Raw genomic sequence first — 14,017 nt, forward strand, 5'->3', positions numbered from 1 at the left:
GCCCCGAGGGCGCCTGTGGTGGACTGGCAGGCATGTCGCGGCGGACGAGGTGTCTCAGCGCAGTGGTGGCCGTGCTCCTGGTCTCGGGCTGCGGCTCAGACGAGGTGACCACCGCACCGTCCACGTCCGACAGCACAGCGGCGACGGGGGATGCGGCCGGCGAGGCGGCGGAGCAGCGTTACCCCGACATCGTCGAGGTCGAGGTCGAGCGCGGCGACGGGTCCGCCACGCTGCGGGTCACGGTGTCGTCCCCGTACGACTCGCCGGAGCGCTATGCCGACGGCTGGCGGGTGCTCGACCAGGACGGCCAGGTGCTGGGCGAGCACACGCTGCTGCACGACCACGCCGGCGAACAGCCGTTCACGCGCACCCAGAGCGACCTGGTCGTGCCGGAGGGCACGGACCGGCTGACCGTCGAGGGCAGGGACTCGGTCCACGGCTACGGGGGCGGCACGGTCTCGGTCGACTGGTGAGGACCGCGGCGCGCCGGTCCCACTTGTGACCTGTGTGACACCTGTGGCATTCTGTGGCGGAGCAGTAGTCCGTGCCGCCGTCCGGCGAGGTCGTTGGGGAAGACGTCCCTCGCATCAAGGAGGCCCGGATGTCCGCTGTCATGCCACGTGTCATGACTCGCGGGGTGGTGTTCATTCACTCCACCCCGACTGCGCTGTGCCCGCATATCGCGTGGGCCCTGGAAGGCGTCCTGGACACCCGGGTCGCCCTCGACTGGACCCCGCAGACGGCCCAGCCGGGCACCATGCGTGCCGAGTTCTCCTGGACCGGTGAGCAGGGGACCGGTGCACAGCTCGCCAGCGCGATGCGCGGCTGGGACGGCCTGCGGTACGAGGTCGTCGAGGAAGCCAGCCGCGGGTCGGACGGCGCCCGCTGGACGCACACCCCCGCCCTGGGCATCCACCACGCGCGCCTGTCCGCGAACGGGGACGTCGTCGTCAACGAGGACCGCCTGCGAGCCATGGTCGCCGAGGCGGGAGGGGCGATGGGGGTCCTGGCCGCGGAGGTCGACCTCGCACTGGGCTCGGCCTGGGACGCGGAGCTGGAGCACTTCCGGCACAGCGGCGAGGGTGCCCCCGTCAAGTGGCTGCACAAGGTGGGGTGACCCCGTCACGGCCTCACCGAGCTGCGCTACGCCGCACCCGCTCGTGGATCGACAGCATCCGCTCCGCCGACGCCTCCCAGGTGAACCGTTCGGCCTGACGGCGGGCCGTCGTGCGTGCCCCGGGCCTGCGCAGGAGCTGCACGACGCCGTCGGCGAAGGCCCCGGGGTGCGACCGGGCGACCAGCCCTCCGTCACCCACGACCTCCCCGAGGGCACCCTCGACAGGACAGACGGTCGGGACGCCGCAGGCGAGCGCCTCCAGGGCGGCCAGCCCGAAGGTCTCCACCGGTCCGGGTGCAATCGCGACGTCGGCGGCTGCCATCTCCGAGGCGAGCTGCCGTCGGTCGGTGATGTAGGGCCGGAAGGTCACCGGGAGGTCTTCGGCGAGGTCCATGAGCGCGTCACGCATGGGTCCTGTCCCCAGCACGGTCAGCTCGGCGGCGACGCCTCGGTCGAGCAGGGTCTGCAGGGTCCTGATGCTCAGCCCCGGGTTCTTCTCCGGCGAGAGGCGACCGCAGTGGATGACCCGTGCTGGGCGACCAGAGCCGGGTGCCGGGTGCGTCGGCGGCCGGTCACCGGGGACGAACGTGGCGAGGTCCACCCCCAGCGGCACCACCTCGGCGGGCACGCCGAGGCGCGTGAACTCCTGCGCGGCGAAGGCGCTGGGGCAGACGATGGCGTCGTAGGAGGCGGCACTGCGCCGGTTGACGGCGTCGGCGAGGGCGTGGGCGGGCCGGTCCGGCACGGGGGTCCGACGCTCGAGGATGCCGGTGAGGTGCTCATGGCTGATCATGATCGACCCGACGCCGTGGCGGCGTGCCCACCTACCGGTCCACCGAAGGGTGGAGCGGTCGGACACCTCGACCGTGTCGGGCCGCAGCTGCTCGAGCACGTCGGTGACCGCGGAGCGCCGCAGGATCAAGGAGTAGCCCGTGCTGCCCACCGGCACGGCGGGCAGGTGGTGGACCGTGCCCTGCTCCTGGTGCACCACGGCGGGGCCGGGGCCAGGGATCACCAGAAAGACCTCGTGGCCGCGGGCGCGGTAGACCTGTCCCCACTCACGCAACGCGGTCTTGATCCCCCCCGAGGTGGGGCTGACGAAGTTGGCGATCCGCACGATGCGCATGACCGCTCAACCTAGCGGACCGCCGCCCGCGCATCCCAGGGCAACGCGGGTCGGGTGGGTGCAGACTCCCTGGCAACGCGGGTGGGTGGGGTGCAGACTCCCTGGCAACGCGGATAGGCCGGGGGCTCCTGGCGATGTCAGAGCGGGATGTTGCCGTGCCGGCCGCGGCGCTGGGGGGCGTCCAGGATGGCCTGCGCCAGCGCGGTCCGCGTCTTCTTCGGCTCCACGACCTCGTCGATGACCCCGATCTCGACAGCGCGCTGGAGGCCGCCGGTGAGCTTGGCGTGCGACTCGGCCAGCTCGGCCTCGACCGCGGGACGCTCCTCCTCCGGCACCTCGGCCAGCCTGCGCCGGTGCAGGATGCGCACCGCGGCGACATGGCCCATCACGGCGATCTCCGCGGTGGGCCAGGCGAAGACACGCGAGGCACCCAGCGAACGGGCGTTCATGGCGATGTAGGCGCCTCCGTAGGTCTTGCGGGTCACCAGGGTCACCCGCGGCACGACGGCCTCGGCGAAGGCATGCAGCAGCTTGGCGCCGCGACGCACGACACCGTCCCACTCCTGCCCCACGCCAGGCAGGTAGCCGGGCACGTCGACGAGCACGACGAGCGGCACCCCGAAGGCGTCACACATGCGCACGAAGCGTGCGGCCTTCTCGGCGGAGATGGAGTCCAGGCACCCGCCGAGGCGCATCGGGTTGTTGGCGACGACCCCTACGGTGCGGCCCCCGAAACGGCCCAGGGCGGTCACGATGTTGGGAGCCCACTTGGGGAAGAGCTCGACCGTCTCGCTGCCCTTGTCCAGCAGGTTGGTGATGAGCGGGTGCACGTCGTAGGCGCGTTTGGCGGACTCGGGGAAGGTGGAGGCCAGGTCGCGGTCCTTGACCTTGCCGATCGCGAGCTCACCCTGGTCGGCCAGCAGGGAGCACAGCCGGCGACCCTGCTCGTACGCGTCGTCGGTGGTCTCGGTGACCACGTGGACCACACCCGAACGGCGCCCGTGCGGCTCCGGGCCGCCCAGGCGCAGCGCGTCGACCGACTCGCCGGTGACCGAGCGCACCACGTCGGGGCCGGTGACGAAGATCCGGCCGTCGGGTCCGAGCACCACGACGTCGGTGAGCGCCGGTCCGTAGGCGGCACCGCCGGCCGCAGCACCCAGCACGACCGAGATCTGGGGGATCACACCGGAGGCCCGCGTCATGATCGCGAAGACCTCCCCGACGGCGTGCAGAGACACGACGCCCTCGGCCAGGCGAGCCCCACCGGAGTGCCACAGGCCGACGACCGGCACCTGCTCCTCCAGCGCCCGCTCGTAGGCCGTCATGATGACCTTGCAGCCGTCGACACCCATGGCGCCGCCCTGGATGGTGGCGTCGGAGCAGAAGGTCACCACCCGAGCACCCTTGACCGTGCCGACCGCGGCCAGGAAGCCGGAGTCGTCGACCGGGGTGATGTGCTCGACGGACCCCTCGTCGTAGAAGGTCGCCAGCCGCTTGACCGGATGGCGCGGGTCCTGGTCGCGAGGCAGCTTGGCCTTGGCCGAGGCGGAGGCCTCCGAGGACGCGGTGCTGGGGACGCGGACGGTCATCGGGCGCTCCGGAAGGTGAGGGCGACGTTGGCGCCGCCGAAGCCGAACGAGTTGTTGAGGGCGGCGATGTCGCCGTCCGGGAAGGGGCGGTGCTCACCGGCCACCACGTCGAGGTCGATGGCCTCGTCCTGCTCGTGCAGGTTGATGGTCGCCGGCATCGTGCGGTGGTGGACGCTGAGCACGGTCAGGACGGCCTCCAGCGCGCCCGCCGCACCGAGCAGGTGGCCGGTCATCGACTTGGTCGCCGTCACCGGGATCTGTGCGGCACGGTCGCCGAAGGCACGGTGGATGGCCCTGGTCTCCGCGGCGTCGCCCACCGGCGTGGAGGTGGCATGGGCGTTGATGTGGTCGATGTCGGCCAGCTCCAGGCCGCCGTCGGCGACCGCCTCGAGCATGGCTCGGGCGGCGCCGGCACCCTCGGGCTCACCCGCGGTGATGTGGTAGGCGTCGGAGGACATGCCCACGCCGCTGAGCTCGGCGTAGATGCGGGCGCCGCGGGCCTTGGCGTGCTCCTCGGACTCCAGCACCATGACCGCCGCGCCCTCGCCGATGAGGAAGCCGTCGCGGTCCTTGTCGTAGGGGCGCGAGGCGCCGGTGATGTCGTCGTTGCGGGTGCTCAGCGCCTGCATCGCGGCGAACGCGGCGATCGGCAGCGGGTGGATCGCCGCCTCGGTGCCGCCGGCGACCATGACGTCGGCGCGGCCCGAGCGGATCATGTTCATGGCCAGGCCCATGCCCTCCGCGCCGCTCGCGCAGGCACTCACCGGGCAGTGCGCGCCTGCGCGAGCGGTGAGGTCGAGAGACACGGCGGCCGCGGGCCCGTTGGGCATCAGCATCGGCACGGCCAGCGGGAAGACCCGGCGCGGGCCCTTGCTGCGCAGCACGTCCCACTGGTCCAGCAGGGTCCAGACACCGCCGATGCCGGAGCCGATGGCGACGCCGAGCCGCTCCGGGTCCATCTCGCCGATGCCGGCGTCGGCCCAGGCCTCGCGGGACGCCACGAGGGCGTACTGACCGGCAGGGTCGTTGCGGCGCACCTCGACCTTGGACAGCGTCTGGGAGGTCGGGGTGTCCAGGGTCGCGGCGAAGGTCACCGGCAGGTCGTGCTCGTCCAGCCACTCCTGGGGCAGGGGCTTGGCCCCGGACCGGCCGGCCAGGATGGCCTCCCACGTGGAGGTGGTGGTGCCACCGACCGGGGTCGTGACACCCAGCCCGGTGACGACGACGCGACGCTCGCTACCTGCGGACATGTCTGCTGCTCCTCGAAAAACGGTGGTGGTCGATGGTTCCGTGGGAGGGGGCGGCACGGTCCGGTATGCGGCGTCGCAGGGATGCGCACGGCATACCGGACCGTGCTGGTCAGCCCTGGTTGTTGTTGATGTAGTTGACGGCGTCCCGGACGTGGGTGAGGTTCTTGACCTCGTCGTCGGGGATGCGCACGCCGAACTTGTCCTCGGCGTTGACCACGATGGTCATCATGGACAGCGAGTCGATGTCGAGGTCCTCGGTGAACGACTTGTCCATCTGGACGGCGTCGGTCTCGATACCGGTCTCCTCGTTGACGATCTCGGCCAGACCCTCGAGGATCTCCTGCTCGTTGAGTGCCATGTGGCGGTGCTCCTTCGTGTGTGTGGGCAGTGCGGTTGGGCTGACCCGGGATAACCCGCCGGGTCCCGGGAGCTAGGGCAGGACGACGACCTGCGCGGCGTAGACCAGCCCGGCACCGAAGCCGATCTGCAGGGCGAGCCCTCCGTGGGGGATGTCGCCGGCCTCGAGCATGCGCGACATGGCCAACGGCACCGAGGCCGCCGAGGTGTTGCCGGTCGTGGCGACGTCCCTGGCGACGGCGACCCCCTCAGGGAGCTTGAGCGCCTTGACCATGGCGTCCGTGATGCGCATGTTGGCCTGGTGGGGGACGAAGGCGTCCAGGTCCTCGGGCGCGATGCCGGCGGCCGTGATGGTGCGCGCGGCAACGGGGGCCATGGAGAAGACCGCCCAGCGGAAGACGGACTGGCCCTGCATCTCGATGGCGGGCCAGGTGGGGGTCTCCTGCCCGGGCTGGGGATGGTCCATCGCGGGTCGCAGGTCGGTCCAGGCCTGCCGCTGCACGATCTTGTCCCAGTTGTGGCCGTCCGAGCCGGCGACCGTGGGACCGATGCCCGGGAAGTCCGAGGGGCCCACGACCGCCGCGCCTGCCCCGTCGCCGAAGATGAACGCGGTGCCGCGGTCGGTGGGGCTGGTGAAGTCGCTGAGCTTCTCGACGCCGACGACCAGCACGAACTGCGCGCTCCCGGCGCGGATCATGTCGTTGGCCATGGAGATGCCGTAGCAGTAGCCCGCGCACGCTGCCGAGATGTCGTAGGCCGCCGGGTCGTCGGCACCGAGCCGGATCGCCAGCAGCGGGGCGGCCGCCGGCGTCTGGTAGGGAAAGCTGACGGTGGCGAGGAGGATGACGTCGATCTGGTCGGCGCTCACGCCGGCCATCTCCAGGGCCTTGACCGACGCGTGCTCGGCCATGTCCACGACCGTCTCGTCGGGGGCGGCGAACCGGCGCTCGATGATGCCGGAGCGCTGCTGGATCCACTCGTCGGAGGAGTCGATGTGCCGGCAGATCTCCTCGTTGGTGACGACCCGCTCCGGCCGGTACCCGCCGATGCCGTGGATGCGGGCGTGCCGGGGCCCGTCCGGGACCGTGAGCGCGGTGCGTCCGGTGATGGGCTGCAGGGTCATGTGACGTCCTCCGTCGGGTGCAGGCGGAGCAGGGGCTGACCGGGCGCGACGGGGTCGCCGTCCTCGGCCAGCCACTCGATGACGTGACCGCCGTGCACGGCCACGACCTCGTGCGTGTCACGACGGGTGGCCACGCTCGCGACGACCTGTCCGGGGGTGACGTCGGTCTCGGTGTCGACCAGCGTGGTGAGGGCCCCCTTGACGGGAGACACCACCAGGCGCCAGGAGGGGGTGACCGAGGACTCCTCGAGGGAGCCGTGCTCGCGGATCATCCGGTGAGCCGCGTCCAGGTCGTCGGGGGCCTTCAGGGCAAGGACCTCGACGCCGGGCAGGGCACGCTTGGCGAGCCCGGCGAGCGTGCCGGCAGGCGGGATCTCGATGAGACCGGTCACGCCGAGGTCGGCGAACGTCTGCATGCACAGGTCCCAGCGCACCGGGTTGCTGACCTGGCTGACCAGGCGCTGCAGCACCTCGCGGCCCTCCTGGACGATGGCGCCGTCGCGGTTGGACACCAGCGTCGTGCGGGGGTCGTGCACCGAGATCGCCCGGGCATAGCCGCCGAGCCGGTCCACGGCGGGGGCCATGTGCTCCGTGTGGAACGCCCCTGCGACCTGCAGGGGGACGACCCTGGCCTTGGCCGGCGGGTCCTCCCGCAGCGCCTGCAGCTGCTCGGTGGTGCCCGCAGCGACCACCTGGCCGGCACTGTTGACGTTGGCCGGGGTCAGCCCCTGCCTCTGCAGGGCTGCCAGCACCTCGTCGGGGTCGCCGCCGAGGACGGCCGACATGCCGGTCGGGCGCACGGCGCTGGCTGCAGCCATCCCCTTGCCCCGCTCCCGCACGAACACCATGGCCTGCTCGGCGCTCAGGACACCGGCGGCGGAGGCGGCCGTGATCTCCCCGACGGAGTGACCCGCACCGGCGCCGACGGCGCGGAAGCCGTCGGCAGGGTGGTCGAAGAGGGCCAGCAGCGAGATCAAACCCGAGCCGACGATGAGCGGCTGGGCCACCGCGGTGTCGCGGATGGTGTCGGCGTCCGAGGTGGTGCCGTGGGCGACCAGGTCCAGGGAGGCGACGGCGGCCAGCCACTCCATCCGGGCACGGAAGCCGGGCAGCTCCAGCCAGGGGGAGAGGAAGCCGGGGGTCTGGGAGCCCTGTCCGGGGGCGACGATGACGAGCACACCCCCACTCTGCCGCCCCCTACCGGACTTCGCCTGTCAAGGATGCCGACCACATACGGCGGACGATCTTGTGGGGTTCCTACAAAGAGCTGCGGTCAGGGCCGCCACGTCCGATGGCATCACGCCACCCTCGCTGCGGTGGTTCCGTCAACCGGCCCAGCGCCAGAGCCACCTGGACGACCCAGGCGTCGCGGCTGGAGGTGAGGTCGAGATGGACCAGGTCCTCGACGCGCCGCAGCCGGTAGCGCACGGTGTTGGGGTGCACGAACAGCACCCGCCCGGTGGCCTCCAGCGCCCCCCCGCAGTCGAGGTAGGCGGTGGCCGTCTCGAGCAGGGCCGAACCGTTGTCGCGCAGCGGGCGGTAGACCCGGTCGACCAGGGTGCGCCGGGCGGGGGCCTCCCCGATGAGCGAGCGTTCGGCGAGCAGGTCGTCGGCAGCGACGGGGCGAGGGGCCTGAGGCCAGGCCCGCACGGCGTCGAGCCCGGACAGCGCCGCGCGGGCCGAGCGACCCGCGGCATACAGGTGGGGGACCCGCGGCCCCACCACGACGGGGCCGGTGCCGAAGTGCGGCACCAGGCGGGCGGCGTCCTCGAGGGGCTCGTCGGTGTGGCCGAGCACACAGATGAGGCGGTTGCCCTGCACCGCGGTGAGCGCGTCCCGCCCGACCCGGCGTGCCGCCTGGCGCAGGGACAGCACAACGGCGGCCGCGTCGTGGGTTCCTGCAGGCAGGGGAGCCGTGCCGGCCAGCACCGCGACCCGCGTCACCTCCGACCAGCCGAGCTCGGCGGCCCGGCTGCGCAGGGTGTCGTCGGCCTCACCGCGCACGACCGCGTGCACCACCAGGGACTCCAGCCGCGCGTCCCAGGCGCCGCGTGACTCAGCCGCGGAGGCGTAGATCTCGGCCGTGGCGAAGGCCACCTCCCGCGAGTAGCGCAGCACCCCCTCGCGCAGGGCGCCCTCGTCGCCCTCCCCGGCGAGCAGGTGCACATGCTCCTCGACGGTGTCGACGGTCGTGCGCACCAGGTCGAGCGTCTGGCGCAGCGTGATCTTCTGTGCCAGCTCGCGGGGTGCAGTGCCGAAGATGTCGGCGGTGACGGCAGGGGTGCCACCTCCGCTGCGGTACCACGCCAGGAAGGCCGCGACCCCGGCCTGGGCGACGAGCGAGACCCAGGAACGGTCCTCCGCAGGCAGCTCGCGGTACCACGTCAGGTCACGTTCCATGCGCTGTGCCGCCGCTGTGGCGACCACGCCCGCGTGCCGGGCGGGGAGGTCGCGCGGTTGGTCGGTGGCCACCGCCTCACCCTAGTCCGAGACGAGGGCAGCAGACAGGCCGGTTTGTGCCCGGGACACAACAGCGGTGAGATGGCACCGTGCATCTGGACACCCCCGGGACAGGGCGCCCCCTGGTCATCGGCCACCGCGGCGCCCCGGGCTGCCGGCCCGAGCACACCTTGGAGTCCTATGCGCTGGCCGCCCGCATGGGAGCCGACTGCATCGAGCCCGACGTCGTCCCCACGCGGGACGGCGTGCTCGTCGCCCGCCACGAGAGCGAGATCTCCGGCACCACCGACATCGCCGACCGTCCCGAGCTGGCGGACCGTCGGACGACGAGGACCGTCGACGGGCACACGGTGACCGGGTGGTTCACGGAGGACCTGACGCTCGCCGAGCTGCGAACCCTGCGTGCGGTCGAAAGGATCCCCGCGCTGCGGCAGCCCGCGTCGACCCTCGACGGCAGGTTCGCGGTGCCCACGCTGGCCGAGATCCTGCGCCTGCGCGCCGGGTTGTCGGACGAGCTGGGCCGGGAGATCGCCGTCTACATCGAGACCAAGCACCCGAGCCACTTCGCCGGGCTCGGGCTGTCGCTGGAGGAGCCGCTGGTGGAGGAGCTCACGAGGGCCGGGCTCACCGGCCCCGGTGCGCCGGTGTTCGTGCAGTCCTTCGAGCTGGGCAGTCTGCGCCGTGTGCGTGCCGCGACCGGGCCGGGAGTGCCCCTGGTGCTCCTCGTCGCGCAGGCGGACGGCCCCGTGGCGCTGTCCGACGCGGCACTTGCGAGCCTGGCGCACGAGGTCGAGGCGATCGGGCCGGACAAGCTGCTCGTCATCCCCTGGCAGGAGGACGAGCAGCTGGGCGCCCCGACCGACCTCGTGGCACGCGCGCACGCCGCCGGTCTGCTCGTGCACCCGTGGACCTTCCGCGCGGAGAACCACTTCCTGCCCCGCGACCTGCGGCTCGGGCGGCGACCGGCCGACCACGGCCATCTGCTGGCCGAGCTGGCGGCCTACCTCGAGGTCGGGGTGGACGGCGTCTTCACCGACCATCCCGACCTCGGCGTGCTCGCGCGGGACGCGTCGTCCAGGGTTCACCGACGCGACACCTGAGCGTCGGGCCCCGGACCGCCTGACAGGTTTGACTGCCCGGGTGAGCCTCCCGAGCACCGTGCAGGCCCCCCGGCCGGAGCTGCTGCACCGCTGCCCGGGCGGCTTGGCACCCGGCGGTCCCGAACCCGTGGTCGTCGGGCACCGGGGTGCCTGCGGCTACCGCCCGGAGCACACGCTCGCCTCCTACGCGCTGGCGGCGCGGATGGGGGCCGACTACGTGTCGGTGGACCTCGTGGTCACCGCGGACGAGCAGCTCGTCGCCCGGCACGAGAGTGAGCTGTCCTCCTCGACGGACGTGGCGCGACGACATGAGCTCGCCGACCTGCGGCGGGTGCGGCACCTGGACGGGTATGCCGTGCAGGGCTGGTTCGCCGACGACCTGACCTTGGACCAGCTGCGTCGTCTGCGGGCCGTGGAGCGCTACCCGCACCTGCGCCACGGGAGCGTGCTCTACGACGGGCTGCTCGACGTGCCCACACTCGAGGAGGTGCTGCAGCTGAGGGCTGCGCTCGTCGGCCAGCTCGGCCGCGCCCTCGGGCTGGTGCTCGCCGTGCGGTGCCCGGACCGGCGCCAGGTCACGACGACCTGGCGTCTCCTGCAGCGCCATGACCTGGACCGACCGGACGGCCCGGTCATGCTGGCCGCGGAGTCACTCACGGTGCTGGAGGCGCTGCGTGCCGAGGGGGCTCGGCTGCCCCTGGCCTGGCGGGCGCTGGCCGGCGAGTGCGAGCCCACCGACCTCAGGCGTGCCGCCGCCGTGGCCCAGGTGGTGGCGACCGACAAGCAGGTGGTCATGCCACGACGCCTCGACGGCAGGCTCGGCGAGCCGACGGGCTGGGTGGAGCGGGCGCACCGGCTCGGCCTGGCCGTGCACGCCTGGACGTTCCGCGCCGACAACGTCCACCTGCCCACGGACCTGCAGATCGGCAACGACCCCTCGCGGCTGGGGCACGGCGCGCGGGAGATGCGGAGGTTCGCGCGGGCGGGTGTCGACGGCTGGGCCACCGACCACGCGGACCGCGGGGTGCTCGCACGCCGCAGCGACGAGCACCCCGCGGTGGGTGGCGCGTGAGCGGGGCGCCGACCCGCTCCGAGGACACCGGTCAGGCGTCACCACCGGCCGTGCCGGAGGTGCCGGCCGTGACGTCGTCGATGCGGTACTTCTCCGCCGCCTGCAGGGGCACCTGTGGGTCGATCTCACCACGGTCGGCGAGCATCTGCAGGGCCTTGACCGCCATGGAAGGCCCGTCGATGTGGAAGAACCGCCGGGCGGCGGCCCGGGTGTCGGCGAAGCCGAAGCCGTCGGCCCCGAGCGCGTAGTAGTCCTCGGGCACCCAGTTGGAGATCTGGTCCTGCACCTGGCGCATCCAGTCGCTCGTCGCCACGACCGGGCCACGCCCCTCCGAGAGCCGGCGGGTCACATAGGGCACCCTGCGCTCCTCGTCGGGGTGCATGAAGGCGTCCTCGTCGCACGCCATCGCCTCCCGCCGCAGCTCGGACCAGGAGGTCACCGACCACACGTCGGCACTGACCCCCCAGTCGTCCCGCAGCAGCTCCTGGGCCTCGACCGCCCACGGGACACCGACACCGGAGGCGAGCAGCCGCACGTTCTTGCCGTCCTCGCCCCCGTCACCGGCGCGCAGCAGGTACATCCCCTTGAGGATGCCGTCGACGTCCACGTCCTCCGGCTCGGGCGGCTGGACCATCGGCTCGTTGTAGACGGTGAGGTAGTAGAGGACGTCCTCGGGGTCCTCGCCGTACATGCGGCGCAGCCCGTCACGCAGGATGTGGGCGATCTCGTAGCCGTAGGCCGGGTCGTAGGACACGACCGCCGGGTTGGTCGCGGCCAGCAGCTGCGAGTGTCCGTCGGCGTGCTGCAGGCCCTCGCCGGTCAGGGTCGTCCGGCCGGCCGTGGCGCCGACCATGAAGCCGCGGGTCAGCTGGTCGGTCGCGGCCCAGATGCCGTCTCCGGTGCGCTGGAAGCCGAACATCGAGTAGAAGACGTAGAACGGCACCATCGGCACACCGTGGGTGTCGTACGACGTCCCGGCCGCCGTGAGCGCGGCGATCGAGCCCGCCTCGTTGATGCCGACGTGCAGGATCTGCCCGCTCACCGACTCCTTGTAGGTGAGCATCAGGTCGGCGTCGACCGAGGTGTAGTTCTGGCCGTGGACGTTGTAGATCTTCGCCGAGGGGAAGAAGCTGTCCATGCCGAACGTGCGGGCCTCGTCGGGGATGATCGGCACGATGTGCTTGCCGAACTCCTTGTCGCGCATCAGGTCCTTGAAGATGCGCACGAACGCCATCGTCGTGGCGACGCCCTGCTTGCCCGAGCCCTTCTTGGCGGCCTTGTAGGCCTCGTCCCCGGGCAGCGTGAGCGGGGTGGCCGCGGCCGGCCGGCGCTCCGGCAGGTAGCCGCCCAGCTTCTGCCGCCGCTCCTTCATGTAGCGGATCGCCTCGTCGTCCTCACCCGGGTGGTAGTAGGGCGGGGCGTAGGGGTCGGCCTCGAGCTGCTCGTCGGTGATCGGGATCCGCAGCCCGTCGCGGAAGGCCTTGAGGTCGTCCAGCGTGAGCTTCTTCATCTGGTGCGTCGCGTTGCGGCCGGCGAAGTGGCTGCCGAGGCTGTAGCCCTTGATGGTGTGAGCCAGGATCACCGTCGGCTGACCGGTGTGGTTCATGGCCGCCTGGTAGGCCGCGAAGACCTTGCGGTAGTCGTGGCCACCGCGCTTGAGCTTCCACCAGATGTCGTCGTCGGACCAGTCCTTGACGAGCTCCTTGGTGCGCGGGTCGCGCCCGAAGAAGGAGTCGCGGATGAACGCCCCGTCGTTGGCCCGGAAGGTCTGGAAGTCACCGTCGGGGGTGGTGTTCATGAGGTTGACCAGCGCCCCGGACTTGTCGCCCTCGATGAGCGGGTCCCAGCCACGGCCCCAGAGGACCTTGATGACGTTCCAGCCGGCCCCCCGGAAGAAGGACTCCAGCTCCTGCACGATCTTGCCGTTGCCGCGGACCGGTCCGTCCAGACGCTGCAGGTTGCAGTTCACCACGAACGTCAGGTTGTCCAGCTCGTCGTTGGCCGCGACCTGCAGCAGGCCACGCGACTCGGGCTCGTCCATCTCGCCGTCGCCCAGGAACGCCCACACATGCTGCTCGGAGGTGTCCTTGAGACCGCGGTTCTGGAGGTACTTGTTGAACTGGGCCTGGTAGATCGCGTTCATCGGGCCCAGACCCATCGACACCGTCGGGAACTGCCAGAAGCCCGGCATGTTGCGTGGGTGCGGGTAGGAGGACAGGGTGCGCAGCTCGCCGTCGACGTAGTGCGAGTGTTCCTGGCGGAAGCCGTTGAGGTCGTCCTCGCCGAGCCGGCCCTCGAGGAAGGCCCGGGCGTACATGCCCGGAGAGGCGTGGCCCTGGAAGAACACCTGGTCGCCGCCGCCCTCGTGGTCACGGCCGCGCCAGAAGTGGTTGAAGCCGACCTCGTAGAGCGTGGCCGCGGAGGCGTAGGTCGAGATGTGCCCGCCGACGGAGACGTCGGGGTGCTGGGCCCGGTGCACCATGACGGCGGCGTTCCAGCGCATCCAGGCGCGGTACCGACGCTCCACGTCCTCGTCGCCGGGGAACCAGGGCTCCTCCTCGGGGCCGATCGTGTTGATGTAGTCGGTGGTCGTCAGCGACGGGATGCCCACCTGCGCCTCCCGAGCCCGCTCCAGCAGGCGGAGCATCAGGTAGCGGGCACGGCGGCGCCCACCCGCCTCGATGGCCCCGTCGAGCGAGGCCAGCCACTCCTGCGTCTCCTCGGGATCGGTGTCCGGAATCTGGCTCGGCAGGCCGTTCAGGATGGGGCCTGAACCGGATCGGTCCTTCGCCACGACACGTCCTCTCTGTTGCGGGTCACTTC

The 14,017-nt window shown here is 71.9% G+C and carries 12 protein-coding genes; 4 read left to right on the top strand and 8 right to left on the bottom strand.

What is annotated here, in order from left to right; all coding sequences use genetic code 11:
- The first annotated feature begins 32 nt into the window (after positions 1-32).
- Both LVO85_RS14775 and LVO85_RS14780 read left to right on the top strand, forming a co-directional pair.
- Complete coding sequence (locus tag LVO85_RS14775) at positions 33-473, top strand: hypothetical protein (RefSeq protein WP_232748263.1); 441 nt, start codon at positions 33-35, stop codon at positions 471-473.
- Between the two features lie 128 nt (positions 474-601).
- Entirely contained in the window at positions 602-1,117 is a 516-nt protein-coding gene (locus tag LVO85_RS14780; RefSeq protein ID WP_232748264.1) for a DUF3145 domain-containing protein, read from the top strand.
- A gap of 13 nt (positions 1,118-1,130) precedes the next feature.
- On the opposite strand, the gene LVO85_RS14785 is transcribed toward LVO85_RS14780, so the two are convergent.
- From LVO85_RS14785 to LVO85_RS14815, 7 genes are all read right to left on the bottom strand, one after another.
- Complete coding sequence (locus LVO85_RS14785) at positions 1,131-2,243, bottom strand: glycosyltransferase (RefSeq protein WP_232748265.1); 1,113 nt, start codon at positions 2,241-2,243, stop codon at positions 1,131-1,133.
- A 137-nt stretch (positions 2,244-2,380) separates the two neighbouring features.
- The gene (locus LVO85_RS14790; protein ID WP_232748266.1) at positions 2,381-3,832 is read right to left on the bottom strand and encodes an acyl-CoA carboxylase subunit beta; all 1,452 of its coding nucleotides are present in this window, start codon (positions 3,830-3,832) and stop codon (positions 2,381-2,383) included.
- Entirely contained in the window at positions 3,829-5,082 is a 1,254-nt protein-coding gene (fabF, locus tag LVO85_RS14795) for a beta-ketoacyl-ACP synthase II (protein ID WP_232748267.1), read from the bottom strand. Before fabF ends, LVO85_RS14790 begins: the two co-directional genes overlap by 4 nt.
- Before the next feature lie 109 nt (positions 5,083-5,191).
- A complete protein-coding gene (locus tag LVO85_RS14800) occupies positions 5,192-5,440 on the bottom strand; it encodes an acyl carrier protein (protein ID WP_232748268.1) in 249 nt (82 codons plus the stop codon).
- Between the two features lie 72 nt (positions 5,441-5,512).
- Entirely contained in the window at positions 5,513-6,562 is a 1,050-nt protein-coding gene (locus LVO85_RS14805; protein ID WP_232748269.1) for a beta-ketoacyl-ACP synthase III, read from the bottom strand.
- The gene (locus LVO85_RS14810; RefSeq protein ID WP_332875448.1) at positions 6,559-7,740 is read right to left on the bottom strand and encodes an acyltransferase domain-containing protein; all 1,182 of its coding nucleotides are present in this window, start codon (positions 7,738-7,740) and stop codon (positions 6,559-6,561) included. Before LVO85_RS14810 ends, LVO85_RS14805 begins: the two co-directional genes overlap by 4 nt.
- 79 nt (positions 7,741-7,819) lie before the next feature.
- Positions 7,820-9,034, bottom strand: a complete 1,215-nt coding sequence (locus LVO85_RS14815; RefSeq protein WP_232748270.1) for a PucR family transcriptional regulator — start codon at positions 9,032-9,034, stop codon at positions 7,820-7,822.
- Between the two features lie 77 nt (positions 9,035-9,111).
- Here LVO85_RS14815 and LVO85_RS14820 point away from each other — a divergent pair, with 77 nt between their 5' ends.
- Together LVO85_RS14820 and LVO85_RS14825 are read left to right on the top strand one after the other, a co-directional pair.
- Positions 9,112-10,122, top strand: coding sequence for a glycerophosphodiester phosphodiesterase family protein (locus tag LVO85_RS14820; protein WP_232748271.1), 1,011 nt, complete (start codon positions 9,112-9,114; stop codon positions 10,120-10,122).
- Between the two features lie 40 nt (positions 10,123-10,162).
- Positions 10,163-11,194, top strand: a complete 1,032-nt coding sequence (locus tag LVO85_RS14825) for a glycerophosphodiester phosphodiesterase family protein (protein ID WP_232748272.1) — start codon at positions 10,163-10,165, stop codon at positions 11,192-11,194.
- Between the two features lie 31 nt (positions 11,195-11,225).
- On the opposite strand, the gene aceE is transcribed toward LVO85_RS14825, so the two are convergent.
- Positions 11,226-13,988: a pyruvate dehydrogenase (acetyl-transferring), homodimeric type gene (aceE, locus tag LVO85_RS14830; protein ID WP_232748273.1), complete on the bottom strand. Its 2,763-nt coding sequence runs from the start codon at positions 13,986-13,988 to the stop codon at positions 11,226-11,228.
- Positions 13,989-14,017 lie beyond the last annotated feature (29 nt).

It is taken from the genome of Ornithinimicrobium sediminis, from assembly GCF_021272345.1.
Classification (GTDB): Bacteria; Actinomycetota; Actinomycetes; order Actinomycetales; family Dermatophilaceae; genus Ornithinicoccus; species Ornithinicoccus sediminis_B.